This is a genomic window from Stutzerimonas kunmingensis, assembly GCF_014764705.1.
GTDB lineage: Bacteria > Pseudomonadota > Gammaproteobacteria > Pseudomonadales > Pseudomonadaceae > Stutzerimonas.
The window spans coordinates 1-22,686 of the sequence record NZ_JACXXG010000038.1 but is presented as its reverse complement, the minus strand read 5'-3'; the positions used below and the strand labels follow the sequence as shown (position 1 = coordinate 22,686).

At 57.4% G+C, this 22,686-nt stretch carries 33 protein-coding genes; all 33 read left to right on the top strand.

Features of this window, described 5'->3' with window-relative positions; translation table 11 throughout:
• Positions 1 to 22 precede the first annotated feature (22 nt).
• The 33 genes from rpoC (at position 23) to rplQ (ending at position 22,507) form a co-directional block, all read left to right on the top strand.
• Positions 23 to 4,222: a DNA-directed RNA polymerase subunit beta' gene (gene rpoC, locus IEG05_RS20185; RefSeq protein WP_014821635.1), complete on the top strand. Its 4,200-nt coding sequence runs from the start codon at positions 23 to 25 to the stop codon at positions 4,220 to 4,222.
• 140 nt (positions 4,223 to 4,362) lie between these two features.
• The gene (rpsL, locus tag IEG05_RS20180) at positions 4,363 to 4,734 is read left to right on the top strand and encodes a 30S ribosomal protein S12 (protein WP_003280832.1); all 372 of its coding nucleotides are present in this window, start codon (positions 4,363 to 4,365) and stop codon (positions 4,732 to 4,734) included.
• A gap of 98 nt (positions 4,735 to 4,832) precedes the next feature.
• Positions 4,833 to 5,303 carry a 30S ribosomal protein S7 gene (rpsG, locus tag IEG05_RS20175; protein WP_003280834.1) on the top strand — a complete coding sequence of 157 codons (471 nt, stop codon included), beginning with the start codon at positions 4,833 to 4,835 and terminating at the stop codon, positions 5,301 to 5,303.
• Positions 5,304 to 5,333: 30 nt separating this feature from the next.
• Positions 5,334 to 7,454, top strand: a complete 2,121-nt coding sequence (fusA, locus tag IEG05_RS20170; protein WP_041015124.1) for an elongation factor G — start codon at positions 5,334 to 5,336, stop codon at positions 7,452 to 7,454.
• A 30-nt stretch (positions 7,455 to 7,484) separates the two neighbouring features.
• Positions 7,485 to 8,678 (top strand): elongation factor Tu, encoded by a 1,194-nt coding sequence (tuf, locus tag IEG05_RS20165; RefSeq protein ID WP_014821633.1) that lies wholly within the window; start codon positions 7,485 to 7,487, stop codon positions 8,676 to 8,678.
• Positions 8,679 to 8,828: 150 nt separating this feature from the next.
• The gene (rpsJ, locus tag IEG05_RS20160; protein WP_003186070.1) at positions 8,829 to 9,140 is read left to right on the top strand and encodes a 30S ribosomal protein S10; all 312 of its coding nucleotides are present in this window, start codon (positions 8,829 to 8,831) and stop codon (positions 9,138 to 9,140) included.
• A gap of 82 nt (positions 9,141 to 9,222) precedes the next feature.
• Positions 9,223 to 9,858: a 50S ribosomal protein L3 gene (rplC, locus tag IEG05_RS20155; protein ID WP_014821632.1), complete on the top strand. Its 636-nt coding sequence runs from the start codon at positions 9,223 to 9,225 to the stop codon at positions 9,856 to 9,858.
• 12 nt (positions 9,859 to 9,870) lie between these two features.
• Positions 9,871 to 10,473 carry a 50S ribosomal protein L4 gene (gene rplD, locus IEG05_RS20150; RefSeq protein ID WP_014821631.1) on the top strand — a complete coding sequence of 201 codons (603 nt, stop codon included), beginning with the start codon at positions 9,871 to 9,873 and terminating at the stop codon, positions 10,471 to 10,473.
• On the top strand, positions 10,470 to 10,769 hold the full coding sequence (gene rplW, locus IEG05_RS20145) for a 50S ribosomal protein L23 (RefSeq protein ID WP_003281842.1): 300 nt from the start codon (positions 10,470 to 10,472) through the stop codon (positions 10,767 to 10,769). The genes rplD and rplW overlap by 4 nt, the downstream gene beginning before the upstream one ends.
• A 14-nt stretch (positions 10,770 to 10,783) precedes the next feature.
• Entirely contained in the window at positions 10,784 to 11,605 is an 822-nt protein-coding gene (rplB, locus tag IEG05_RS20140) for a 50S ribosomal protein L2 (protein WP_003281841.1), read from the top strand.
• 16 nt (positions 11,606 to 11,621) lie between these two features.
• On the top strand, positions 11,622 to 11,897 hold the full coding sequence (gene rpsS / locus IEG05_RS20135) for a 30S ribosomal protein S19 (protein WP_014821630.1): 276 nt from the start codon (positions 11,622 to 11,624) through the stop codon (positions 11,895 to 11,897).
• Positions 11,898 to 11,910: 13 nt separating this feature from the next.
• Positions 11,911 to 12,243, top strand: a complete 333-nt coding sequence (rplV, locus tag IEG05_RS20130) for a 50S ribosomal protein L22 (RefSeq protein ID WP_003103908.1) — start codon at positions 11,911 to 11,913, stop codon at positions 12,241 to 12,243.
• A 13-nt stretch (positions 12,244 to 12,256) separates the two neighbouring features.
• Positions 12,257 to 12,943, top strand: coding sequence for a 30S ribosomal protein S3 (gene rpsC / locus IEG05_RS20125; RefSeq protein ID WP_003289210.1), 687 nt, complete (start codon positions 12,257 to 12,259; stop codon positions 12,941 to 12,943).
• A gap of 12 nt (positions 12,944 to 12,955) precedes the next feature.
• Entirely contained in the window at positions 12,956 to 13,369 is a 414-nt protein-coding gene (gene rplP, locus IEG05_RS20120) for a 50S ribosomal protein L16 (protein ID WP_003281836.1), read from the top strand.
• Entirely contained in the window at positions 13,369 to 13,560 is a 192-nt protein-coding gene (rpmC, locus tag IEG05_RS20115; RefSeq protein WP_003281834.1) for a 50S ribosomal protein L29, read from the top strand. The genes rplP and rpmC overlap by 1 nt, the downstream gene beginning before the upstream one ends.
• Before the next feature lie 2 nt (positions 13,561 to 13,562).
• On the top strand, positions 13,563 to 13,829 hold the full coding sequence (gene rpsQ / locus IEG05_RS20110; RefSeq protein ID WP_003293030.1) for a 30S ribosomal protein S17: 267 nt from the start codon (positions 13,563 to 13,565) through the stop codon (positions 13,827 to 13,829).
• A gap of 23 nt (positions 13,830 to 13,852) precedes the next feature.
• On the top strand, positions 13,853 to 14,221 hold the full coding sequence (rplN, locus tag IEG05_RS20105; RefSeq protein ID WP_003281831.1) for a 50S ribosomal protein L14: 369 nt from the start codon (positions 13,853 to 13,855) through the stop codon (positions 14,219 to 14,221).
• Positions 14,222 to 14,232: 11 nt separating this feature from the next.
• Positions 14,233 to 14,547, top strand: a complete 315-nt coding sequence (gene rplX / locus IEG05_RS20100; RefSeq protein WP_003304067.1) for a 50S ribosomal protein L24 — start codon at positions 14,233 to 14,235, stop codon at positions 14,545 to 14,547.
• 19 nt (positions 14,548 to 14,566) lie between these two features.
• Positions 14,567 to 15,106 carry a 50S ribosomal protein L5 gene (rplE, locus tag IEG05_RS20095; RefSeq protein ID WP_003304066.1) on the top strand — a complete coding sequence of 180 codons (540 nt, stop codon included), beginning with the start codon at positions 14,567 to 14,569 and terminating at the stop codon, positions 15,104 to 15,106.
• Between the two features lie 13 nt (positions 15,107 to 15,119).
• Complete coding sequence (rpsN, locus tag IEG05_RS20090; RefSeq protein ID WP_014821629.1) at positions 15,120 to 15,425, top strand: 30S ribosomal protein S14; 306 nt, start codon at positions 15,120 to 15,122, stop codon at positions 15,423 to 15,425.
• Positions 15,426 to 15,608: 183 nt separating this feature from the next.
• The gene (gene rpsH / locus IEG05_RS20085) at positions 15,609 to 16,001 is read left to right on the top strand and encodes a 30S ribosomal protein S8 (protein WP_003293036.1); all 393 of its coding nucleotides are present in this window, start codon (positions 15,609 to 15,611) and stop codon (positions 15,999 to 16,001) included.
• A gap of 12 nt (positions 16,002 to 16,013) precedes the next feature.
• The gene (rplF, locus tag IEG05_RS20080; protein ID WP_014821628.1) at positions 16,014 to 16,547 is read left to right on the top strand and encodes a 50S ribosomal protein L6; all 534 of its coding nucleotides are present in this window, start codon (positions 16,014 to 16,016) and stop codon (positions 16,545 to 16,547) included.
• 10 nt (positions 16,548 to 16,557) lie between these two features.
• Entirely contained in the window at positions 16,558 to 16,908 is a 351-nt protein-coding gene (gene rplR, locus IEG05_RS20075; protein ID WP_003304061.1) for a 50S ribosomal protein L18, read from the top strand.
• Between the two features lie 3 nt (positions 16,909 to 16,911).
• Positions 16,912 to 17,412 (top strand): 30S ribosomal protein S5, encoded by a 501-nt coding sequence (gene rpsE / locus IEG05_RS20070; RefSeq protein ID WP_003304059.1) that lies wholly within the window; start codon positions 16,912 to 16,914, stop codon positions 17,410 to 17,412.
• A 2-nt stretch (positions 17,413 to 17,414) separates the two neighbouring features.
• Complete coding sequence (gene rpmD / locus IEG05_RS20065) at positions 17,415 to 17,594, top strand: 50S ribosomal protein L30 (RefSeq protein WP_003281818.1); 180 nt, start codon at positions 17,415 to 17,417, stop codon at positions 17,592 to 17,594.
• Between the two features lie 3 nt (positions 17,595 to 17,597).
• Positions 17,598 to 18,032 carry a 50S ribosomal protein L15 gene (rplO, locus tag IEG05_RS20060; RefSeq protein WP_014821627.1) on the top strand — a complete coding sequence of 145 codons (435 nt, stop codon included), beginning with the start codon at positions 17,598 to 17,600 and terminating at the stop codon, positions 18,030 to 18,032.
• Positions 18,033 to 19,361, top strand: coding sequence for a preprotein translocase subunit SecY (gene secY / locus IEG05_RS20055; RefSeq protein ID WP_003304058.1), 1,329 nt, complete (start codon positions 18,033 to 18,035; stop codon positions 19,359 to 19,361). It abuts the gene before it with no gap.
• Positions 19,362 to 19,390: 29 nt separating this feature from the next.
• On the top strand, positions 19,391 to 19,507 hold the full coding sequence (rpmJ, locus tag IEG05_RS20050) for a 50S ribosomal protein L36 (protein ID WP_003281814.1): 117 nt from the start codon (positions 19,391 to 19,393) through the stop codon (positions 19,505 to 19,507).
• A gap of 129 nt (positions 19,508 to 19,636) precedes the next feature.
• Positions 19,637 to 19,993 (top strand): 30S ribosomal protein S13, encoded by a 357-nt coding sequence (gene rpsM / locus IEG05_RS20045; protein WP_003289190.1) that lies wholly within the window; start codon positions 19,637 to 19,639, stop codon positions 19,991 to 19,993.
• Between the two features lie 30 nt (positions 19,994 to 20,023).
• The gene (gene rpsK / locus IEG05_RS20040) at positions 20,024 to 20,413 is read left to right on the top strand and encodes a 30S ribosomal protein S11 (RefSeq protein WP_003281811.1); all 390 of its coding nucleotides are present in this window, start codon (positions 20,024 to 20,026) and stop codon (positions 20,411 to 20,413) included.
• A gap of 17 nt (positions 20,414 to 20,430) precedes the next feature.
• On the top strand, positions 20,431 to 21,051 hold the full coding sequence (rpsD, locus tag IEG05_RS20035) for a 30S ribosomal protein S4 (RefSeq protein ID WP_003293044.1): 621 nt from the start codon (positions 20,431 to 20,433) through the stop codon (positions 21,049 to 21,051).
• Between the two features lie 22 nt (positions 21,052 to 21,073).
• The gene (locus tag IEG05_RS20030) at positions 21,074 to 22,075 is read left to right on the top strand and encodes a DNA-directed RNA polymerase subunit alpha (protein WP_014821626.1); all 1,002 of its coding nucleotides are present in this window, start codon (positions 21,074 to 21,076) and stop codon (positions 22,073 to 22,075) included.
• A 45-nt stretch (positions 22,076 to 22,120) separates the two neighbouring features.
• Positions 22,121 to 22,507: a 50S ribosomal protein L17 gene (gene rplQ / locus IEG05_RS20025; RefSeq protein ID WP_003304056.1), complete on the top strand. Its 387-nt coding sequence runs from the start codon at positions 22,121 to 22,123 to the stop codon at positions 22,505 to 22,507.
• Positions 22,508 to 22,686 lie beyond the last annotated feature (179 nt).

Sequence of the window (22,686 nt, the reverse complement as noted above, 5' to 3'; positions counted from 1 at the left end):
AGGTCCGTGAGGAGGAAAGGCCTTGAAAGACTTGCTGAATCTGTTGAAAAACCAGGGTCAAATCGAAGAGTTCGATGCCATCAAGATTGCCCTGGCTTCGCCCGAGATGATCCGTTCCTGGTCCTTCGGTGAAGTAAAGAAGCCGGAAACCATCAACTACCGTACGTTCAAGCCGGAGCGCGACGGTCTGTTCTGCGCCAAGATCTTTGGTCCGGTAAAGGACTACGAGTGCCTGTGCGGTAAGTACAAGCGCCTCAAGCACCGCGGTGTCATCTGCGAGAAGTGTGGTGTGGAAGTCGCACTGGCCAAGGTACGCCGCGAGCGCATGGCGCACATTGAGCTGGCTTCGCCGGTCGCCCACATCTGGTTCCTGAAGTCGCTGCCGTCCCGTATCGGTCTGCTGCTGGACATGACTCTGCGCGACATCGAGCGCGTGCTCTATTTCGAAAGCTATGTCGTCATCGATCCGGGCATGACTACCCTGGAAAAGGGTCAGCTGCTTAATGACGAGCAGTACTTCGAAGCGCTGGAAGAGTTCGGTGACGACTTCGATGCCCGCATGGGTGCCGAGGCTGTGCGCGAGCTGTTGATCCAGATCGACCTGGAGCACGAAATCGGTCGCCTGCGCGAGGAAATCCCGCAGACCAACTCCGAAACCAAGATCAAGAAGCTCTCCAAGCGGCTGAAGCTGATGGAAGCGTTCCACGGCTCGGGCAACCTGCCGGAGTGGATGATCCTCACCGTGCTGCCAGTACTGCCGCCGGATCTGCGTCCGTTGGTTCCGCTGGATGGCGGTCGTTTCGCGACTTCGGATCTCAACGATCTGTATCGCCGCGTGATCAACCGTAACAACCGTTTGAAGCGTCTGCTCGACCTGTCGGCGCCGGACATCATCGTGCGCAACGAGAAGCGCATGCTGCAGGAAGCCGTCGATGCGTTGCTGGATAACGGCCGCCGCGGTCGAGCCATCACCGGCTCGAACAAGCGCCCGCTGAAGTCCCTGGCTGACATGATCAAGGGTAAGCAGGGTCGCTTCCGTCAGAACCTGCTCGGTAAGCGCGTGGACTACTCCGGTCGTTCCGTGATCACCGTGGGCCCGACTCTGCGTCTGCATCAGTGCGGTCTGCCGAAGAAGATGGCTCTCGAGCTATTCAAGCCGTTCATTTTCGGCAAGCTCGAAATGCGCGGCATGGCCACCACCATCAAGGCGGCCAAGAAAATGGTCGAGCGCGAGCTGCCCGAGGTCTGGGACGTTCTCGCCGAAGTCATTCGCGAACACCCCGTCCTGCTCAACCGCGCACCGACCCTGCACCGTCTGGGTATCCAGGCGTTTGAGCCTGTGCTGATCGAAGGCAAGGCGATTCAGCTGCACCCGCTGGTCTGCGCCGCGTACAACGCCGACTTCGACGGTGACCAGATGGCCGTGCACGTACCGCTGACCCTGGAAGCCCAGCTGGAAGCGCGCGCGCTGATGATGTCGACCAACAACATCCTTTCGCCAGCGAACGGCGAGCCGATCATCGTTCCGTCGCAGGACGTGGTTTTGGGTCTGTACTACATGACCCGTGAAGCCATCAACGCGAAGGGGGAAGGCCGGGTCTTCGCGGATCTGCAGGAAGTCGACCGTGTCTTCCGCGCCGGCGAAGCGTCGCTGCACGCCCGGGTGAAGGTGCGCATCAACGAAACCATCAAGGATCGTGACGGCAGCATCACCAAGAACACCCGTATCGTCGACACCACTGTGGGTCGCGCGCTGCTGTTCCAGATCGTGCCGGCCGGCCTGTCGTTCGACGTGGTCAACCAGCCGATGAAGAAGAAAGCAATCTCCAAGCTGATCAACCTGTGCTACCGCACTGTTGGCCTGAAGGACACTGTGATCTTCGCCGACCAGCTGATGTACACCGGTTTCGCCTACTCGACTATCTCCGGTGTTTCCATCGGCGTGAATGACTTCGTCATTCCGGATGAGAAGGCACGCATCATCGATGCGGCAACCGAGGAAGTTAAGGAGATCGAAAGCCAGTACGCTTCCGGCCTGGTAACCCAGGGCGAGAAGTACAACAAGGTGATCGACCTTTGGTCCAAGGCCAACGATGAAGTCTCCAAGGCGATGATGGCCAACCTCTCCAAGGAGAAGGTCATTGATCGTGATGGTAACGAAGCCGAGCAGGACTCGTTCAACTCGATGTACATGATGGCCGACTCGGGCGCGCGGGGTTCCGCTGCGCAGATTCGTCAGCTCGCCGGTATGCGTGGTCTGATGGCCAAGCCGGACGGCTCGATCATCGAAACGCCGATTACCGCGAATTTCCGTGAAGGTCTGAACGTACTCCAGTACTTCATCTCCACTCACGGTGCGCGTAAAGGTCTGGCGGATACCGCCCTGAAAACCGCGAACTCTGGTTACCTGACCCGTCGTCTGGTTGATGTCGCGCAGGATCTGGTCGTTACCGAAGTGGATTGCGGTACCGAGCAGGGCCTGTTCATGACCCCGCACATTGAAGGCGGTGACGTCGTCGAACCGCTGGGTGAGCGCGTACTTGGCCGCGTGATCGCGCGTGACGTGCTCAAGCCGGGCACCGATGATGTACTGGTACCGGCTGGTACGTTGGTCGACGAGCAGTGGGTCGACTTCATCGAGCTGAACAGCATCGACGAAGTGGTCGTGCGTTCGCCGATTTCCTGCGAAACCCGCTACGGTATCTGCGCCAAGTGCTACGGCCGCGACCTGGCCCGTGGGCATCAGGTGAACATCGGTGAGGCAGTGGGCGTTATCGCTGCGCAGTCCATCGGTGAGCCGGGTACTCAGCTGACCATGCGTACGTTCCACATCGGTGGTGCGGCCAGCCGTACTTCTGCTGTCGACAACGTCATGGTGAAGAACGGCGGCACCATTCGTCTGCATAACCTGAAACACGTTGAACGTGCCGATGGTGCGCTGGTGGCGGTATCCCGCTCCGGTGAGCTGGCGGTGGCCGACGACTTCGGTCGTGAGCGCGAGCGCTACAAGCTGCCGTACGGCGCGGTGATTTCCGTCAAGGAAGGCGACAAGGTCGATGCTGGTGCTGTGGTCGCCAAGTGGGACCCGCACACTCACCCGATCGTCACCGAGATGAAGGGTGTCGTGACCTTCGTCGGCATGGAAGAGAACATCACCATCAAGCGCCAGACCGACGAGTTGACCGGTCTGACCAACATCGAAGTGATGGATCCGAAGGACCGTCCGGCATCGGGCAAAGACATTCGCCCAGCGATCAAGATGGTCGACGCCAATGGCAAGGAGCTGCTGCTGCCGGGTACCGACGTGCCTGCTCAGTACTTCCTGCCGGCTAACGCCCTGGTGGGTGTGGCTGACGGTGCCGAGATCAACGTGGGTGACGTCATCGCACGTATCCCGCAGGAAACTTCGAAGACCCGCGATATCACCGGTGGTCTGCCGCGCGTTGCTGACTTGTTCGAAGCACGTCGTCCGAAGGAGCCGTCCATCCTGGCGGAAATCAGCGGTACGATTTCCTTCGGTAAGGAAACCAAGGGCAAGCGCCGCCTGGTGATCACGCCTACAGACGGCAGCGATCCGTACGAGGAACTGATTCCGAAGTGGCGTCACCTCAACGTCTTCGAAGGCGAGCAGGTGAACAAGGGCGAGGTCATCTCTGATGGCCCGAGCAACCCGCATGACATCCTTCGTCTCTTGGGTGTCAGTGCGCTGGCCAAGTACATCGTCAATGAAATTCAGGACGTGTACCGTCTGCAAGGTGTGAAGATCAACGACAAGCACATCGAGACCATCCTGCGGCAAATGCTGCGCAAGGTTGAGATCAGTGAGTCGGGCGATTCCAGCTTCATCAAGGGTGACCAGATGGAGCTGACCCAGGTATTGGAAGAAAACGAGCGTTTGAGCGACGACGACAAGTTCGTCTCCAAGTACGTCCGCGTTCTTCTGGGTATCACCAAGGCATCGTTGTCGACCGAGTCGTTCATTTCTGCGGCGTCGTTCCAAGAAACAACGCGTGTTCTGACCGAGGCTGCCGTTACTGGCAAGCGCGATTATCTGCGCGGTCTCAAGGAGAACGTAGTCGTGGGTCGCCTGATTCCAGCTGGTACGGGCCTGCAGTATCACAGCGAGCGTAAGCGCAAGCGTGAAGCCGACAAGCCCGTTCGTGTGAGCGCCGATGAGGTCGAAGCAGCTCTGACCGAGGCGTTGAACTCCAGCGGTAACTAAAGTGCTTGGCCTCGGTTACAAGCCGGGGCCTGCCTTGACGGTGGGCGAGAAGCTCTTTAGACTCTCGTACCCCTAATTTGGCGGGGCTTCGTGCCCTGCCATTTTTCGTTTGTGTCGAAAGACAACAGTGGAGCTAGTAGATGGCAACTATCAACCAGCTGGTACGTCAGCCGCGTAAGCGGGTCGTCGAGAAAAGCGACGTCCCTGCGCTGCAAAACTGCCCGCAACGTCGTGGAGTGTGCACTCGTGTGTACACCACCACGCCGAAGAAACCGAACTCCGCACTGCGTAAAGTGTGCCGTGTTCGTCTGACCAATGGCTATGAAGTCGCCTCGTACATCGGCGGTGAAGGTCACAACCTGCAAGAGCACAGCGTAGTGCTGATCCGTGGCGGTCGTGTAAAAGACCTTCCGGGTGTGCGTTACCACACCGTGCGCGGCTCGCTGGATACTTCCGGCGTGAAAGACCGTAAGCAGGGTCGTTCCAAGTACGGCGCCAAGCGTCCGAAGTAAGCAGCATTTCTATTTATTTGAGTCGATAAGAGTAAGGTCGGACGTAGCCCGCGCGTTACCGTTCCGAGCTAACCTGAAGACCGTTTGAGGGCTTATCAATGCCAAGACGTCGTGTAGCAGCCAAGCGCGAGATCCTTGACGATCCGAAATACGGAAGTCTGATCCTGGCCAAGTTCATGAACCACGTGATGGAAAGCGGCAAGAAAGCCGTTGCCGAGCGTATCGTTTATGGTGCCTTGGACAAGGTGAAGGAACGCAAGAACAGCGATCCCCTGGAAATCTTCGAAAAAGCACTCGATGCCATCGCTCCGCTGGTCGAAGTCAAGTCCCGCCGTGTTGGCGGTGCTACCTATCAGGTTCCGGTCGAAGTTCGTCCTTCCCGTCGCAATGCGCTGGCCATGCGCTGGCTGGTAGATGCCGCGCGTAAGCGTGGCGAGAAATCCATGGCGCTGCGCCTTGCTGGCGAGTTGATGGATGCTTTTGAAGGTAAGGGCGCTGCAGTCAAGAAGCGCGAAGATGTCCACCGTATGGCTGAAGCCAACAAGGCCTTCTCGCACTACCGCTTCTAAATCAAGCGCAACTTTTACGAGGACCTTATTGTGGCCCGTACTACCCCTATCAACCGCTACCGTAACATCGGTATCTGTGCCCACGTAGACGCGGGCAAGACCACCACCACGGAGCGGATTCTGTTCTATACCGGCCTCAGCCATAAGATGGGTGAAGTGCACGACGGCGCAGCGACTACCGACTGGATGGTTCAGGAGCAGGAGCGTGGTATTACCATTACCTCTGCTGCTGTAACGACCTTCTGGCAGGGTTCGCGCGGTCAGTACGACAAGTACCGCGTCAACGTCATCGATACACCTGGTCACGTTGACTTCACCATCGAGGTGGAGCGCTCGCTCCGCGTTCTCGATGGTGCTGTGGTTGTGTTCTGTGGTACCTCCGGCGTTGAGCCGCAGTCCGAAACCGTATGGCGTCAGGCCAACAAGTACGGTGTGCCGCGTATCGTTTACGTGAACAAGATGGACCGTCAGGGCGCCAACTTCCTGCGTGTCGTCGGCCAGATCAAGCAGCGCCTGGGTCACACTCCGGTGCCGGTTCAGCTCGCCATTGGTTCCGAAGAGAACTTCGAAGGTCAGATCGATCTGATCAAGATGAAGGCCATCTACTGGAACGATGAGGACAAGGGCACCAGCTACCGTGAGGAAGAAATTCCGGCAGAGCTGATGGATCTCGCCGAAGAATATCGCTCGAACATGATCGAGGCTGCGGCCGAGGCCAATGAAGAGCTGATGAACAAGTATCTCGAAGGTGGTGAGTTGACCGTCGAAGAGATCAAGGCTGGTCTGCGTCAGCGCACCATTGCATGTGAAATCGTTCCTGCGGTCTGTGGCTCCTCGTTCAAGAACAAGGGCGTGCCTCTGGTTCTCGACGCCGTTATCGACTTCCTGCCTGCGCCGACTGAAATTCCCGCAATCCAGGGCGTAAACCCGGATAACGAAGAGCTGACCGATGAGCGTTACGCCAACGATGAAGAGCCTTTCTCCGCTCTGGCGTTCAAGATCGCTACCGACCCCTTCGTCGGTACCTTGACCTTCGCTCGCGTCTACTCCGGCGTTCTCTCTTCCGGTGACTCGGTGATGAACTCGGTCAAGGGCAAGAAGGAGCGCGTGGGTCGGATGGTGCAGATGCACGCCAACCAGCGTGAAGAGATCAAGGAGTGTCGCGCGGGTGATATTGCTGCTCTGATCGGCATGAAGGATGTCACCACTGGTGACACGCTCTGCTCGATCGACAAGCCGATCATTCTCGAGCGCATGGACTTCCCTGAGCCGGTAATTTCGGTAGCCGTTGAGCCGAAGACCAAGGCTGACCAGGAGAAGATGGGTATCGCGCTGGGCAAGCTGGCTCAGGAAGATCCATCGTTCCGTGTTCAGACTGACGAAGAAACCGGTCAGACCATCATCTCGGGCATGGGTGAGCTTCACCTCGACATCCTTGTCGATCGTATGCGTCGCGAGTTCAACGTCGAAGCCAACATCGGCAAGCCGCAGGTGTCTTACCGCGAAACTATCACCAAGGACAATGTCGAGATCGAAGGTAAGTTCGTTCGTCAGTCCGGTGGTCGCGGCCAGTTCGGTCATTGCTGGATCCGTTTCTCCACTCCAGACGTGGATGAAAAGGGCAATATCACTGAAGGCTTGGTGTTTACCAACGAAGTGGTAGGTGGTGTGGTTCCGAAGGAATACATCCCGGCGATCCAGAAGGGTATCGAAGAGCAGATGAAGAACGGCGTTGTCGCCGGCTATCCGCTGATCGGCCTGAAGGCTACCGTGTTCGATGGTTCCTACCATGACGTCGACTCTAACGAGATGGCGTTCAAGGTTGCAGCTTCCATGGCGACCAAGCAGCTGGCCGGTAAGGGCGGCGGTAAAGTGCTTGAGCCGATCATGAAGGTTGAAGTAGTGACCCCTGAAGACTACATGGGCGATGTAATGGGTGACCTGAACCGTCGTCGTGGTCTGATCCAGGGTATGGAAGACTCGGTCTCCGGCAAGGTTATCCGTGCCGAGGTTCCGCTTGGGGAAATGTTCGGTTATGCAACCGACGTTCGTTCCATGTCTCAGGGTCGCGCGAGCTACTCCATGGAATTCTCCAAATACGCTGAGGCGCCGGCGAATATCGTCGAGACGCTCGTCAAAAAACAAGGTTGATTCAGCCCTTTAAGTAAGAGGTTTACTGTCGTGGCTAAGGAAAAGTTCGAACGTAACAAACCGCACGTCAACGTCGGCACCATTGGTCACGTCGACCATGGTAAGACCACTCTGACTGCTGCTCTGACTCGCGTGTGCTCCGAAGTTTTCGGCTCCGCTCGTGTCGACTTCGACAAGATCGATAGCGCGCCGGAAGAGAAGGCTCGCGGTATCACCATCAACACCGCTCACGTAGAGTACGACTCCAATGTCCGTCACTACGCGCATGTTGACTGCCCGGGTCACGCTGACTATGTGAAGAACATGATCACCGGTGCAGCCCAGATGGATGGTGCGATCCTGGTTTGCTCCGCTGCTGACGGCCCCATGCCGCAGACTCGCGAGCACATCCTGCTGTCCCGTCAGGTGGGTGTTCCGTACATCGTCGTGTTCCTGAACAAGGCCGACATGGTCGACGACGCCGAGCTGCTCGAGCTGGTCGAAATGGAAGTTCGTGATCTGCTGTCGACCTATGATTTCCCTGGTGACGACACGCCGATCATCATCGGTTCCGCGCTGATGGCGCTGAATGGCGAAGATGACAACGAGCTGGGCACTACTGCGGTCAAGAAGCTGGTCGAGACTCTGGATACCTACATCCCTGAGCCGGTTCGCGCCATCGACAAGCCGTTCCTGATGCCGATCGAAGACGTGTTCTCCATTTCCGGTCGCGGTACCGTTGTGACTGGTCGTGTTGAGCGCGGCATCGTCAAGGTTCAGGAAGAAATCGAGATCGTTGGTCTGCGTGATACCACCAAGACCACCTGTACCGGTGTCGAAATGTTCCGCAAGCTGCTCGACGAAGGTCGTGCCGGTGAGAACTGCGGCGTTCTGCTGCGTGGTACCAAGCGTGATGACGTCGAGCGTGGCCAGGTTCTGGCCAAGCCGGGCACTATCAAGCCGCACACCAAGTTCGAAGCCGAAGTGTACGTTCTGTCCAAGGAAGAGGGTGGTCGTCACACCCCGTTCTTCAAGGGCTATCGTCCTCAGTTCTACTTCCGTACCACCGACGTGACCGGTTCGTGCGAGCTGCCGGAAGGCGTTGAGATGGTAATGCCGGGCGACAACGTGAAAATGGTTGTCACCCTGATCAAGCCGATCGCCATGGAAGACGGCCTGCGCTTCGCGATTCGCGAAGGTGGTCGTACCGTTGGTGCCGGCGTGGTTGCCAAGATCGTCGAGTAATAATTGACGATGATGAAAAAGGCCCCCTCGGGGGCCTTTTTCTATTGTTGATCATTTATTGACACCCTATGGGCGCATCCGTACAATTGCGCCTCCTTTTACCGGGGGTATTGCGCCTGGTAGGGTGGCTACTTGGAGTCTGAGGTCAAAATGCAAAACCAACAAATCCGTATTCGGTTGAAGGCTTTTGACCATCGCCTGATCGATCAATCAACCCAGGAAATCGTGGAAACCGCGAAACGTACTGGTGCTCAGGTGCGTGGTCCGATTCCGCTGCCAACCCGCAAAGAGCGGTTCACTGTGCTGGTCTCCCCGCACGTCAATAAAGACGCGCGCGATCAGTATGAAATTCGAACCCACAAGCGTGTGCTGGACATTGTTCAGCCGACCGACAAAACCGTCGATGCGCTGATGAAGCTCGATCTTGCGGCTGGTGTGGAAGTGCAGATCAGCCTCGGCTAAAACCTGAGAGTTTTAGTCGTGTAACGCTCTGAAATGGGCGGCCATAGCGGGTGAAAGCCCCGTACACTCAAGAGGTTTCAAAATGACTATTGGTGTAGTCGGTCGCAAATGCGGTATGACCCGCGTTTTCACCGAGGATGGTGTCTCTATTCCGGTTACGGTCATCGAGATCGAGCCGAATCGCGTCACTCAGTTCAAGAATGAAGAGAGCGATGGCTATCGTGCAGTGCAGGTCACTGTCGGCGAGCGTCGCGCGTCCCGTGTTACCAAGGCTCAGGCCGGTCACTTCGCTAAAGCGAATGTTGCTGCTGGTCGTGGCGTCTGGGAATTCCGCCTCGATGGCGAGGAGTTCCAGGCTGGTGACCAGATCAACGCTGAGATTTTCCAGGCTGGGCAGATGGTGGATGTCACCGGTCAGTCCAAGGGTAAAGGCTTTGCCGGTACCATCAAGCGCTGGAACTTCCGTGGTCAGGACAATACCCACGGTAACTCCGTATCCCACCGCGTCCCGGGCTCTATCGGTCAGTGCCAGACCCCAGGTCGTGTATTCAAGGGCAAGAAGATGTCCGGGCACATGGGCGCCGAGCGCGTAACCGTGCAGTCTCTGGAAATCGTGCGTGTCGATGCTGAGCGGAATCTGCTTTTGGTGAAGGGCGCAGTGCCCGGTGCCACTGGTGGTGACGTGCTCGTGCGTCCGGCCGCCAAGGCTCGCGGTTAAGGGGGAGTTCACATGCAATTGAATGTAAATGGCGCACAGGCCATCGAAGTCTCCGATCGCACCTTTGGTGGTGAGTTCAACGAGACGCTGGTGCACCAGGCAGTCGTCGCCTACATGGCCGGCGGTCGTCAGGGTAGCAAACAGCAGAAAACCCGCTCCGATGTGTCCGGTGGTGGCAAGCGTCCGTGGCGCCAGAAGGGCACAGGTCGTGCTCGTGCTGGTACCAGCCGTGGCCCGATCTGGCGTGGCGGTGGCGTAACATTCGCCGCGCGTCCTCAGAATCATGATCAGAAGCTGAACAAGAAGATGTATCGCGCTGCGCTGCGTTCCATTCTTGCTGAGCTGGTCCGCTCCGAGCGTCTGGTTGTCGTAGAAGATTTCGCCGTCGACGCGCCGAAAACCAAAGTGCTTGCTAGCAAGCTCAATGGTATGGGCCTGAGCGATGTGCTGATCGTTTCCGATGCTGTCGATCAGAACCTGTACCTGGCTGCGCGCAACCTGCCGCATGTCGATGTGCGTGATGTCCAGGGTTCCGATCCGGTCAGCCTGATCGCCTATGACAAGGTGTTGATCACCGTGTCGGCTGTGAAGAAATTCGAGGAGCTGCTGGGATGAACCAGGAACGCGTATTCAAAGTCCTGCTTGGTCCGCACGTCTCTGAGAAGGCTACCGTGCTGGCTGACAGCAAGAAGCAATTCGTTTTCAAGGTTGCGACCGACGCAACCAAGCTGGAAATCAAGAAGGCTGTTGAGAGCCTGTTCGACGTGAAGGTCGCCGCCGTCAACACCCTGAACGTTCAGGGCAAGACCAAGCGTACCGCTCGCGGTCTGGGCAAGCGCAACGACTGGAAGAAGGCGTATATCGCGCTTCAGCCGGGCCAGGATCTCGATTTCTCCGGCAGTGCTGAGTAAGGAAGGGGTGCATCATGGCAATCGTTAAATGCAAACCGACTTCCGCGGGCCGCCGTTTTGTGGTCAAGGTGGTCAATCAGGAGCTGCACAAAGGCGCTCCTTACGCACCGCTGCTCGAGAAGAAGTCGAAGACTGGCGGCCGTAACAACAACGGTCGTATCACCACTCGCCACATTGGCGGTGGTCACAAGCAGCATTACCGTCTGGTTGATTTTCGTCGCAACAAGGATGGCATTCCTGCCATCGTTGAGCGTATCGAATATGACCCGAACCGTACTGCGCACATTGCGCTGCTGAAATATGCCGACGGTGAGCGTCGCTACATCATCGCGCCGAAGGGTGTAAGCGCTGGCGATCAGCTGGTCTCGGGCATCAATGCTCCGATCAAGGCTGGCAACAGCCTGCCGCTGCGCAACATCCCGCTGGGTTCTACCGTTCACGGTGTCGAGCTCAAGCCGGGTAAGGGTGCTCAGATCGCTCGCTCCGCTGGCGCTTCGGCTCAGCTGGTTGCTCGCGAGGGTTCCTATGTGACGCTGCGTCTGCGCTCCGGCGAGATGCGCAAGGTGCTGGCCGAGTGCCGTGCGACCCTGGGCGAGGTCTCGAACTCCGAGCACAGCCTGCGTTCGCTGGGCAAGGCAGGGGCTAAGCGCTGGAAGGGCATTCGTCCTACCGTTCGTGGTGTCGCGATGAACCCGGTCGATCACCCGCACGGTGGTGGTGAAGGTCGTACCTCCGGTGGTCGTCATCCGGTGTCGCCATGGGGCTTCCCGACTAAGGGCGCGAAGACCCGCACTAACAAGCGCACCGATAACATGATTGTCCGTCGTCGCAAGTAACTAGAGGGATACGACAGTGCCGCGTTCTCTGAAAAAAGGTCCTTTTATCGATCTTCACCTACTGAAGAAGGTCGAAGCGGCGGTGGAAAAGAGCGATCGTAAGCCAGTTAAAACCTGGTCGCGTCGTTCGATGATCCTGCCGCAAATGGTCGGTCTGACCATCGCTGTACATAACGGTCGTCAACATGTACCGGTCCTCGTGTCCGAAGACATGGTCGGCCACAAACTCGGCGAGTTCGCTGCAACCCGTACATATCGCGGGCATGTGGCGGACAAGAAAGGCAAGCGCTAAGGGGTAAGGAAAGATGGAAGTAGCCGCTAAGTTGTCGGGCGCTCGCATCTCCGCCCAGAAAGCCCGCCTGGTCGCCGACCAGATCCGCGGGAAGAAGGTGGGCGAAGCGCTCAACCTCCTGGCTTTCAGTAGCAAGAAAGCCGCCGAGATCATGAAGAAAGTGCTGGAGTCGGCCGTTGCCAACGCCGAGCACAACGAAGGCGCAGATGTGGATGACTTGAAAGTCTCCACGGTCTTCGTCAACGAGGGGCGTTCGCTTAAGCGCATCATGCCGCGTGCCAAAGGCCGCGCTGATCGCATCGTCAAGCGGTCTTGCCATATCACTGTCAAGGTTGCGGACAAGTAACGGAGTCGATCAGATGGGTCAGAAAGTACATCCCACTGGCATTCGCCTGGGAATCGTCAAGGAGCACACCTCCGTCTGGTACGCAGACGGCCGTACGTATGCAGACTATCTGCTTGCAGATCTGAACGTGCGTGAGTACCTCCAAGACAAATTAAAAAGCGCGTCCGTAAGCCGTATCGATATCCATCGCCCGGCTCAAACCGCACGCATCACCATCCACACCGCTCGTCCCGGCATTGTGATCGGTAAGAAGGGTGAGGATGTTGAGAAGCTGCGTCAGGACCTGACCAAGCAAATGGGTGTGCCGGTGCACATCAATATCGAAGAGATCCGCAAGCCGGAGCTCGACGCAATGCTGGTTGCACAGAGCGTAGCTCAGCAGCTGGAGCGTCGCGTGATGTTCCGTCGCGCCATGAAGCGCGCCGTACAGAACGCCATGCGCATTGGTGCCAAAGGCATCAAGATCCAGGTCAGTGGTCGTCTGGGTGGGGCTGAAATTGCCCGTACCGAGTGGTATCGCGAAGGTCGTGTGCCTCTGCACACCCTGCGTGCCGATATCGATTACAACACTTACGAAGCGCACACCACTTACGGTGTGATCGGCGTGAAGGTGTGGATCTTCAAGGGCGAAGTAATTGGTGGTCGCCATGAAGAGCTCAAGCCTCAAGCGCCTGCTCCTCGTAAAAAAGCTGCTAAGTAAGGGGTACGCCAAATGTTGCAACCCAAGCGTACAAAATTCCGCAAGCAGATGACCGGCCACAACCGTGGTCTGGCTCAGCGCGGTAGCAAGGTCAGCTTCGGCGAATTCGCGCTGAAGTCTGTTTCCCGTGGTCGTCTGACCGCGCGTCAGATCGAGGCTGCACGTCGTGCGCTCACCCGTCACGTAAAGCGTGGCGGAAAGATCTGGATCCGCGTGTTCCCCGACAAGCCTGTAACCAAGAAGCCTCTGGAAGTCCGGATGGGTAAAGGTAAGGGTAGCGTCGAGTACTGGGTAGCCCAGATTCAGCCGGGCAAGGTGCTCTACGAGATCGAGGGTGTTTCCGAAGAGCTGGCGCGTGAGGCTTTCGCCCTGGCCGCTGCAAAGCTGCCGCTCGCCACCTCCTTTGTTAAGCGGACGGTGATGTGATGAAAGCGAATGAACTTCGTGAAAAATCCGTTGAGCAGCTGAACGAGCAACTGCTCGAGCTGCTGCGGGACCAGTTCAATCTGCGTATGCAGAAAGCGACTGGCCAGTTGGGGCAGTCTCACCTGCTCTCGCAAGTCAAGCGCGACATCGCTCGTGTCAAGACTGTGCTCAACCAGCAGGCAGGTAAGTGATCATGGCTGAAGCTCAGAAAACCGTCCGCACGCTGACCGGCCGCGTCGTCAGCGACAAGATGGACAAGACCATCACCGTTCTGATCGAGCGTCGCGTCAAGCACCCGATCTACGGTAAATACGTGAAGCGTTCGACCAAACTGCACGCCCACGACGAAACCAACCAGTGCCGTATCGGCGACAAGGTCACCATCCGCGAGACTCGTCCGCTGGCAAAGACCAAGTCCTGGATGCTGGTTGATGTCGTTGAACGCGCCGTCGAAGTCTAAGGGCTAGGGGTCGGAGAAATTATATGATTCAGACTCAATCCATGCTCGATGTGGCTGATAACAGTGGCGCTCGTCGCGTCATGTGTATCAAGGTGCTCGGCGGTTCTCACCGTCGTTACGCCGGCATCGGCGACATTATCAAAGTAACCGTCAAGGAAGCGATTCCTCGTGGCAAGGTCAAGAAAGGCCAGGTGATGACCGCTGTTGTGGTTCGCACTCGTCACGGTGTTCGTCGTCCCGATGGCTCCATCATTCGCTTCGATGGCAATGCTGCTGTTCTGCTGAACAACAAGCAGGAGCCTATCGGCACCCGTATCTTTGGGCCGGTGACGCGTGAACTTCGTACCGAGAAGTTCATGAAGATCGTCTCGCTCGCCCCTGAAGTGCTGTAAGGAGTAGCCGCATGCAAAAGATTCGTCGCAACGACGAGATCATCGTCATCGCCGGCAAAGACAAGGGCAAGCGCGGTAAGGTGCTGAAGGTCCTCGCGGACGACCGTCTGGTCGTTGGTGGGATCAATCTCGTGAAGCGCCATACCAAGCCTAACCCGATGTCCGGCGTTCAGGGCGGTATCGTCGAGAAGGAGGCGCCTTTGCACGTCTCTAACGTCGCCATTTTCAACGGTGAGACCAACAAGGCAGACCGCGTTGGCTTCAAGGTTGAAGAAGGCAAGAAAATTCGTGTCTTCAAGTCGACCCAGAAGCCGGTTGACGCTTGAGACTGCTAGGTAGATAACCATGGCACGACTAAAAGAAGTTTATCGGAAGGAAATCGCGCCCAAGCTGAAGGAAGAACTGAAGCTTGGCAACGTGATGGAAGTTCCGCGTATCACCAAGATCACCCTCAACATGGGTATCGGCGAAGCGATCGGTGACAAGAAGATCATCGACAATGCTGTTGCCGACCTGGAAAAGATCACCGGCCAGAAGGTTGTAGTGACTCACGCTCGCAAGTCCATCGCAGGCTTCAAAGTCCGCGAAGGCTGGCCGATTGGCGTCAAGGTCACGCTGCGCAGTGATCGTATGTATGAATTCCTGGATCGCCTGCTTTCGATCTCCCTGCCGCGCGTGCGTGACTTCCGCGGCCTGAATGCCAAGTCCTTCGATGGCCGCGGCAACTACAGTATGGGCGTCAAAGAGCAGATCATCTTCCCGGAAATCGATTACGACAAGATCGATGCCCTGCGTGGTCTGGACATCACTCTGACCACTACTGCTCGGACGGATGAAGAAGGTCGCGCTCTGCTGCGTGCTTTCAACTTCCCGTTCCGTAACTGATTGGAGTAGGCACATGGCTAAGCAAAGCATGAAGAACCGTGAGCTGAAGCGTCAGCAAACGGTCGCCAAGTTCGCCCAGAAGCGTGCTGCACTGAAAGCAATCATCGCAAGTCCGGAGTCCTCTCCGGAAGCGCGCTGGGAGGCTCAGGTCGCACTGCAGAAGCAGCCTCGTGACGCAAGCGCTTCGCGCCTGCGCAACCGCTGCCGTCTGACTGGTCGTCCGCACGGCGTTTACCGCAAGTTCGGCCTCGCGCGCAACATGCTGCGTCAGGCGGCAATGCGTGGTGACGTGCCGGGTCTGGTTAAGGCCAGCTGGTAATAGAAGCATCCAGGGCCCTGCGGGTCCTGTTTGTTTTCGTTCAAGCCCCTCATGGGGCTTGATTCGTTTCTGGCAACTCTCTAGAATGCCCGGCTCGCCTGAGCCTTGCATTTTTGTGGGGTTTGCCTGTTGGCGACACGAGCCGTCCAAGGCTTATTTTTTTGTATTAGGAGCTAAGAGCCCATGAGTATGCAGGACCCGTTAGCGGACATGCTAACTCGTATCCGTAATGCCCAGATGGCCGAAAAGTCCGTCGTAAGCATGCCGTCTTCCACTCTGAAGGTGGCTGTTGCCAACGTTCTTCAAGGTGAAGGCTATATCGCGGGATACCAGGTCAGTGGCGACGCCAAGCCGCAACTGTCCATCGAGCTGAAGTATTTCGAAGGCCGTCCGGTCATCGAGGAGCTCAAGCGCGTAAGTCGTCCTGGCCTGCGCCAGTACAAATCCGTTGACCAGTTGCCGAAAGTACGTGGCGGTTTGGGTGTGTCGATTGTCTCCACCAACAAGGGTGTGATGACTGATCGGGCTGCTCGGGCTGCTGGTGTTGGCGGCGAAGTGCTCTGCACTGTGTTCTAAGGGGGGATAAGCATGTCTCGCGTTGCTAAGAACCCCGTCAAGCTGCCTGCTGGCGTCGAAATCAAGATGTCTGGTCAGCAGCTTTCGGTGAAGGGCGCAAAAGGCGCTCTCGAACTGAATGTTCATCCGTCCGTGGAGGTCATCCAGGAGTCTGGTGAGCTGCGTTTTGCTGGCCGTAATGGCGATCAGCAAACTCGCGCCATGGCCGGCACTACCCGTGCGCTGGTCAACAACATGGTGATCGGCGTCAGCCAAGGCTTCGAGCGCAAGCTTCAGCTGGTTGGTGTTGGTTACAAGGCGCAAGCCAAAGGTCAAGTGCTGTCCCTGGCTCTCGGTTTCTCGCATCCGGTGGATTACGAACTGCCGCAAGGCGTTACCGCTGAGACCCCCAGCCAGACCGATATCCTGATCAAGGGTGTCGACAAGCAACTGGTCGGTCAGGTGGCTGCTGAAATCCGCGACTTCCGTCGCCCTGAGCCTTACAAGGGCAAAGGCGTGCGGTACTCGGATGAAGTAGTCCGTCGCAAAGAAGCTAAGAAGAAGTAGGGCATAGCAAATGAGCGTAAAGAAAGAAACTCGTCTGCGTCGCGCTCGCAAGGCACGCCTGAAGATGCGCGAGCTGGAAACCGTACGCCTCTGCGTGTACCGCTCTTCCCAGCACATCTACGCCCAGGTCCTTTCGGCCGACGGCGGCAAGGTCCTGGCCAGCGCCTCGACTCTGGACAAAGAACTGCGTGACGCCGCCACCGGCAACGTCGACGCTGCCAAGAAAGTCGGTCAGCTGGTCGCTGAGCGCGCGAAAGCCGCAGGTGTCACTCAGGTGGCGTTCGACCGTTCTGGCTTCAAGTACCACGGTCGTGTCAAGGCACTGGCTGAAGCTGCTCGTGAAGGCGGGCTGGAGTTCTAAGTTATGGCAAATAACGAGCAAAAGCGCGACGAAGGCTACATCGAGAAGCTGGTTCAAGTTAACCGCGTCGCAAAAACTGTAAAAGGTGGTCGTATCTTCACCTTCACCGCGCTGACTGTGGTCGGTGATGGCAAGGGTCGTGTCGGCTTCGGTCGTGGCAAGTCCCGTGAAGTACCGGCTGCTATTCAAAAGGCTATGGAGGCGGCTCGCCGCAACATGATCCAGGTCGACCTGAATGGCACTACTCTGCAGTACGCCACCAAGGCCGCGCATGGCGCGTCCAAGGTCTACATGCAGCCTGCCTCCGAGGGTACCGGCGTGATTGCCGGTGGTGCCATGCGCGCCATTCTGGAAGTTGCTGGCGTTCAGAACGTGCTGGCCAAGTGCTACGGCTCTACCAACCCGGTCAACGTGGTTCACGCCACCTTTAAGGGTCTGAAGGCGATGCAGTCGCCTGAGTCGATTGCTGCCAAGCGTGGAAAGAGCGTCGAGGAGATTTCCTGATCATGGCTAACACCGTCAAGGTCACGCTGATCAAGAGTGTCAGCGGTCGTATCCCCAATCACAAGCTGTGCGTCAAGGGTCTTGGCCTGCGTCGCATTGGTCACACCGTCGAGGTTCAGGATACTCCTGAAAATCGCGGCATGATCAACAAGGCTTATTACATGCTCCGTGTGGAGGGCTAAGCCATGCAACTGAACGATCTGCGTTCTGCGCCGGGTGCCCGTCGCGAAAAGCTGCGTCCCGGTCGTGGTATCGGTAGTGGCCTGGGCAAGACCTGTGGCCGTGGTCACAAGGGTCAGACCTCTCGTTCCGGCGGCAAGATCGCTCCCGGTTTCGAGGGTGGTCAGCAGCCTCTGCATCGTCGTCTGCCGAAGTTCGGTTTCGTTTCGCTGAAAGCCATGGATCGCGCTGAGGTTCGTACCTCTGAGTTGGCCAAGGTGGAAGGTGATGTCGTTACCGTGCAAAGCCTGAAAGACGCCAACGTAATCAACCAGAACGTACAGCGCGTGAAAATCATGCTGTCGGGCGAGGTTGGTCGTGCGGTTACTCTCAAGGGTATCGCAGCCACCAAAGGTGCGCGTGCGGCTATCGAAGCAGCTGGCGGCAAGTTCGAGGAATAAATGGCTAAGCAAGGTGCTCTCTCCGCGCTGAGTAATGGTGGTCTGTCCGAACTCTGGGCTCGTCTGCGCTTTCTGTTCATGGCGATCATCGTCTATCGGATTGGCGCACACATCCCTGTTCCCGGGATAAATCCCGATCGGCTGGCCGAGCTGTTCCGTCAGAACGAGGGGACCATCCTTAGCTTGTTCAACATGTTTTCCGGTGGTGCGCTGGAGCGCATGAGTATTTTTGCTTTGGGGATCATGCCGTACATTTCGGCATCGATCATCATGCAGCTCATGACCGCTGTCAGTCCACAGCTGGAGCAGTTGAAGAAAGAAGGTGAGGCCGGTCGTCGCAAGATCAGTCAGTACACGCGTTACGGCACGCTCGTGCTGGCCATCGTTCAGGCGATCGGTATGTCGGTCGGGTTGGCGGGGCAAGGTGTCGCGTTCAGCAACGATTTCGGCTTCTACTTCGTGGCCATCACGACGTTCGTGTCTGGTGCTATGTTCATGATGTGGCTGGGTGAGCAGATCACCGAGCGTGGCGTTGGCAACGGTATCTCGATGTTGATCTTCGCAGGTATCGTCGCCGGCTTGCCGGGTGCGCTCGGTCAGTCGTTCGAGTCTGCTCGTCAGGGCGATATCAATATCATCGCGCTGCTCGCTGTCGGCCTGCTCGCTGTAGCGATCATCGGTTTCGTGGTCTTTATCGAGCGTGGTCAGCGCCGTATCGCGGTTCACTACGCGAAGCGTCAGCAGGGCCGTAAGGTCTTTGCCGCGCAGACCAGTCACTTGCCGTTGAAGGTGAATATGGCGGGGGTCATACCGGCTATCTTTGCCAGCAGCATTCTGCTGTTCCCGGCTTCGCTGGGGCAGTGGTTCGGTCAGTCAGAAAGCATGGGCTGGTTGGCTGACATATCGCAGGCGATCGCGCCCGGGCAGCCGTTGAACATTCTGCTGTTCAGTGCCGGGATCATCTTCTTCTGCTTCTTCTATACGGCATTGATGTTCAATCCGAAAGACGTAGCAGAGAACCTGAAGAAGTCTGGCGCGTTTATTCCCGGGATTCGTCCTGGTGAGCAGTCGGCTCGCTACATTGATGGCGTGTTGACTCGTTTGACCATGTTCGGCGCCCTGTACATGACGGCTGTCTGCCTGCTGCCACAGTTTCTTGTGGTTGCAGCCAACGTGCCGTTCTACCTTGGTGGGACCTCGTTGCTGATCGTGGTCGTGGTTGTAATGGACTTCATGTCCCAAGTGCAGTCACACCTCATGTCGCACCAGTACGATTCCCTGATGAAGAAAGCCAACCTGAAGGGCTACGGCAGTGGAATGCTCCGCTGAGGTGGCTCGTAAGGTTCTAGGAGTTGGTGATGAAAGTTCGTGCATCGGTTAAAAAGCTGTGCCGTAACTGCAAGATCATCCGTCGCGACGGTGTCGTGCGCGTGATCTGTAGCGCAGAACCGCGTCACAAGCAGCGCCAAGGCTGATTGTGTAAGGCGTTATAACCCGGCAGCTAGTGCGCTGCCGGGTTGAATATTTGTTATTACAGCGTTAATATCTCGCGCCCTTTTCTTGGCTTCCGGGGCGTAGGTAGCTGTCAATTGGAGTTTCACTGAATGGCCCGTATTGCAGGCGTCAACATTCCGGATAACAAGCACACTGTTATCTCGCTGACCTACATCTACGGTGTTGGTCGCACCCGTGCACAGGAAATCTGTGCTGCTACCGGTGTGAATCCGGCAGCGAAGATCAAGGATCTTTCCGACGAGCAGGTCGAACTGCTGCGTGGCGAAGTCGGCAAGTTCATCGTTGAAGGCGACCTGCGTCGCGAAGTCAACATGAAAATCAAGCGCTTGATGGACCTGGGTTGCTATCGCGGCCTGCGTCATCGTCGTGGTCTGCCGGTTCGCGGTCAGCGTACCAAGACCAACGCACGTACCCGTAAGGGCCCGCGCAAGCCGATCCGCAAGTAATCGCGTTAGCGAATCGACAGGAATTTAGTCATGGCAAAACCTGCTGCTCGTCCTCGTAAAAAAGTCAAAAAGACAGTGGTTGATGGCATCGCCCACATCCACGCGTCTTTCAACAACACCATCGTGACCATCACCGATCGTCAGGGCAATGCGTTGTCCTGGGCTACTTCGGGTGGTTCCGGTTTCCGCGGCTCGCGTAAGAGCACTCCGTTCGCTGCCCAGATCGCTGCAGAGCGCGCTGGTCAAGCTGCGCTGGAGTACGGCCTGAAGAACCTCGACGTCAACGTCAAGGGCCCAGGTCCGGGTCGGGAGTCCGCCGTGCGTGCTTTGAACGCATGTGGTTATAAAATCGCCAGCATCACCGACGTGACGCCTATCCCGCATAACGGGTGCCGTCCGCCGAAGAAGCGCCGCGTGTAATCAGGAGACAGTGAAGAATGGCTCGTTATATTGGTCCCAAGTGCAAACTGTCTCGTCGTGAAGGCACCGATCTCTTCCTGAAGAGTGGTGCGCGCGCGCTCGAATCCAAGTGCAATATCGAAACCCCGCCGGGTGTTCACGGTCAGCGTCGCGGACGTCTGTCCGATTACGGCACCCAGCTGCGTGAAAAGCAAAAGGTACGCCGCATCTACGGTGTGCTGGAGCGTCAGTTCAGTGGTTATTACAAGGAAGCAGCCAGCCGTAAGGGCGCTACCGGTGAGAATCTGCTGCAGCTGCTCGAGTGCCGTCTGGACAACGTCGTGTACCGCATGGGCTTCGGCTCTACTCGTGCCGAATCGCGTCAGCTGGTCTCGCACAAGTCAATCAGCGTCAACGGTCAGACCGTGAACATTCCGTCTTACCAGGTCAAGGCCGGTGACGTAGTGGCTGTTCGTGAGAAGTGCCGTAACCAGCTGCGTATCGCCCAGGCCCTCGAACTGTGCGCTCAGCGCGGTCGCGTTGAATGGGTCGAAGTAGATGCCGACAAGAAATCCGGTGTTTTCAAGAATGTTCCGGCTCGCAGCGATCTGTCCGCCGACATCAACGAAAACCTGATTGTCGAGCTCTACTCCAAGTAAGGGCTAGAAAATAGGTGTATCCATGCAGAGTTCGGTAAATGAGTTCCTGACCCCCCGCCATATCGATGTGCAGGTGGTCAGTCCGACCCGTGCCAAGATCACTCTCGAGCCCCTCGAGCGTGGTTTTGGCCACACCCTTGGCAACGCGCTGCGTCGTATTCTGTTGTCCTCCATGCCCGGCTGCGCTGTGGTCGAGGCGGAGATCGACGGTGTGCTCCACGAGTACAGCGCCATCGAGGGCGTGCAGGAAGATGTCATCGAAATCCTGCTCAACCTCAAAGGTATCGCCATCAAGCTGCACGGCCGTGATGAAGTGACCTTGAGCCTGGTGAAGAAGGGCGCGGGCGCTGTTACCGCTGCCGATATCCAGCTGGATCACGATGTCGAAATCGTCAATGGCGATCACCTGATCGCCAATCTGGCGGCCAACGGCTCGCTCAACATGAAGCTCAAGGTCGCTCGCGGCCGCGGTTACGAGCCTGCTGATGCGCGTCAGAGCGATGAAGACGAAAGCCGTAGCATCGGTCGTCTGCAGCTCGACGCCACTTTCAGCCCGGTTCGTCGCGTGGCTTACGTGGTCGAAAATGCTCGTGTCGAGCAGCGGACCAACCTGGACAAACTGGTCATTGACCTGGAAACCAACGGCACCCTGGATCCCGAAGAGGCGATCCGTCGTGCAGCGACCATCCTGCAGCAACAGCTGGCTGCGTTCGTCGACCTCAAGGGCGACAGCGAGCCGGTTGTAATCGAGCAGGAAGACGAGATCGATCCGATCCTGTTGCGTCCGGTTGATGACCTGGAGCTGACCGTACGTTCGGCCAACTGCCTGAAGGCGGAAAACATCTACTACATTGGTGATCTGATTCAGCGCACCGAAGTAGAGCTGTTGAAGACGCCGAATCTGGGCAAGAAGTCCCTGACTGAGATCAAGGACGTTCTGGCTTCGCGTGGTTTGTCCCTCGGTATGCGTCTGGATAACTGGCCGCCGGCAAGTCTCAAGAAGGACGATAAGGCCACTGCCTGATCGCCCCCAGTAACCGAACTGAAAGTTTGGTAAGGAATTTCAATCATGCGTCATCGTAAAAGTGGCCGTCACCTGAGCCGCACCAGCGCCCACCGCAAGGCCATGTTTCAAAACATGGCGGTGTCGCTGTTCGAGCACGAACTGATCAAGACCACCCTGCCCAAGGCCAAGGAACTGCGTCGCGTTGCCGAGCCGCTGATCACCCTGGCTAAGGAAGACAGCGTCGCCAACCGTCGTCTGGCTTTCGACCGTACTCGTTCGAAGGCTGCCGTAGGCAAGCTGTTCAACGATCTGGGCAAGCGTTACGCCACCCGTCAGGGCGGCTATCTGCGTATCCTCAAGTGCGGCTTCCGCGCTGGTGACAACGCACCTATGGCTTACGTCGAGCTGGTTGACCGTCCGGTCACTGGTGAAGTGGAAGCCGCCGAGTAAGATCGGTAGCAGCAATTAAAAACCGAGCCTTTTGGCTCGGTTTTTTTATGGTGCGCCAGGCATGGCGCGTAGCGCCGTGACTGGCGCTGTCGGGTTCACTGTGGTGGTGAGCCTGGCGACTTGGAGGTGAAAGTCCTCTACACACCCGGCAAGGGGAAGTGTTAGCTGAAGGCAAGGGT

Excerpts from the sequence above, each read along its gene's own strand:
- rpsL (WP_003280832.1), top strand. The coding sequence starts at position 4,363 with ATGGCAACTATCAACCAGCTGGTACGTCAGCCGCGTAAGCGGGTCGTC.
- rpsG (WP_003280834.1), top strand. The coding sequence starts at position 4,833 with ATGCCAAGACGTCGTGTAGCAGCCAAGCGCGAGATCCTTGACGATCCG.
- rpsJ (WP_003186070.1), top strand. The coding sequence starts at position 8,829 with ATGCAAAACCAACAAATCCGTATTCGGTTGAAGGCTTTTGACCATCGC.
- rplC (WP_014821632.1), top strand. The coding sequence starts at position 9,223 with ATGACTATTGGTGTAGTCGGTCGCAAATGCGGTATGACCCGCGTTTTC.
- rplD (WP_014821631.1), top strand. The coding sequence starts at position 9,871 with ATGCAATTGAATGTAAATGGCGCACAGGCCATCGAAGTCTCCGATCGC.
- rplW (WP_003281842.1), top strand. The coding sequence starts at position 10,470 with ATGAACCAGGAACGCGTATTCAAAGTCCTGCTTGGTCCGCACGTCTCT.
- rplB (WP_003281841.1), top strand. The coding sequence starts at position 10,784 with ATGGCAATCGTTAAATGCAAACCGACTTCCGCGGGCCGCCGTTTTGTG.
- rplV (WP_003103908.1), top strand. The coding sequence starts at position 11,911 with ATGGAAGTAGCCGCTAAGTTGTCGGGCGCTCGCATCTCCGCCCAGAAA.
- rpsC (WP_003289210.1), top strand. The coding sequence starts at position 12,257 with ATGGGTCAGAAAGTACATCCCACTGGCATTCGCCTGGGAATCGTCAAG.
- rplP (WP_003281836.1), top strand. The coding sequence starts at position 12,956 with ATGTTGCAACCCAAGCGTACAAAATTCCGCAAGCAGATGACCGGCCAC.
- rpmC (WP_003281834.1), top strand. The coding sequence starts at position 13,369 with ATGAAAGCGAATGAACTTCGTGAAAAATCCGTTGAGCAGCTGAACGAG.
- rpsQ (WP_003293030.1), top strand. The coding sequence starts at position 13,563 with ATGGCTGAAGCTCAGAAAACCGTCCGCACGCTGACCGGCCGCGTCGTC.
- rplN (WP_003281831.1), top strand. The coding sequence starts at position 13,853 with ATGATTCAGACTCAATCCATGCTCGATGTGGCTGATAACAGTGGCGCT.
- rplX (WP_003304067.1), top strand. The coding sequence starts at position 14,233 with ATGCAAAAGATTCGTCGCAACGACGAGATCATCGTCATCGCCGGCAAA.
- rplE (WP_003304066.1), top strand. The coding sequence starts at position 14,567 with ATGGCACGACTAAAAGAAGTTTATCGGAAGGAAATCGCGCCCAAGCTG.
- rpsN (WP_014821629.1), top strand. The coding sequence starts at position 15,120 with ATGGCTAAGCAAAGCATGAAGAACCGTGAGCTGAAGCGTCAGCAAACG.
- rpsH (WP_003293036.1), top strand. The coding sequence starts at position 15,609 with ATGAGTATGCAGGACCCGTTAGCGGACATGCTAACTCGTATCCGTAAT.
- rplF (WP_014821628.1), top strand. The coding sequence starts at position 16,014 with ATGTCTCGCGTTGCTAAGAACCCCGTCAAGCTGCCTGCTGGCGTCGAA.
- rplR (WP_003304061.1), top strand. The coding sequence starts at position 16,558 with ATGAGCGTAAAGAAAGAAACTCGTCTGCGTCGCGCTCGCAAGGCACGC.
- rpsE (WP_003304059.1), top strand. The coding sequence starts at position 16,912 with ATGGCAAATAACGAGCAAAAGCGCGACGAAGGCTACATCGAGAAGCTG.
- rpmD (WP_003281818.1), top strand. The coding sequence starts at position 17,415 with ATGGCTAACACCGTCAAGGTCACGCTGATCAAGAGTGTCAGCGGTCGT.
- rplO (WP_014821627.1), top strand. The coding sequence starts at position 17,598 with ATGCAACTGAACGATCTGCGTTCTGCGCCGGGTGCCCGTCGCGAAAAG.
- secY (WP_003304058.1), top strand. The coding sequence starts at position 18,033 with ATGGCTAAGCAAGGTGCTCTCTCCGCGCTGAGTAATGGTGGTCTGTCC.
- rpmJ (WP_003281814.1), top strand. The coding sequence starts at position 19,391 with ATGAAAGTTCGTGCATCGGTTAAAAAGCTGTGCCGTAACTGCAAGATC.
- rpsM (WP_003289190.1), top strand. The coding sequence starts at position 19,637 with ATGGCCCGTATTGCAGGCGTCAACATTCCGGATAACAAGCACACTGTT.
- rpsK (WP_003281811.1), top strand. The coding sequence starts at position 20,024 with ATGGCAAAACCTGCTGCTCGTCCTCGTAAAAAAGTCAAAAAGACAGTG.
- rpsD (WP_003293044.1), top strand. The coding sequence starts at position 20,431 with ATGGCTCGTTATATTGGTCCCAAGTGCAAACTGTCTCGTCGTGAAGGC.
- IEG05_RS20030 (WP_014821626.1), top strand. The coding sequence starts at position 21,074 with ATGCAGAGTTCGGTAAATGAGTTCCTGACCCCCCGCCATATCGATGTG.
- rplQ (WP_003304056.1), top strand. The coding sequence starts at position 22,121 with ATGCGTCATCGTAAAAGTGGCCGTCACCTGAGCCGCACCAGCGCCCAC.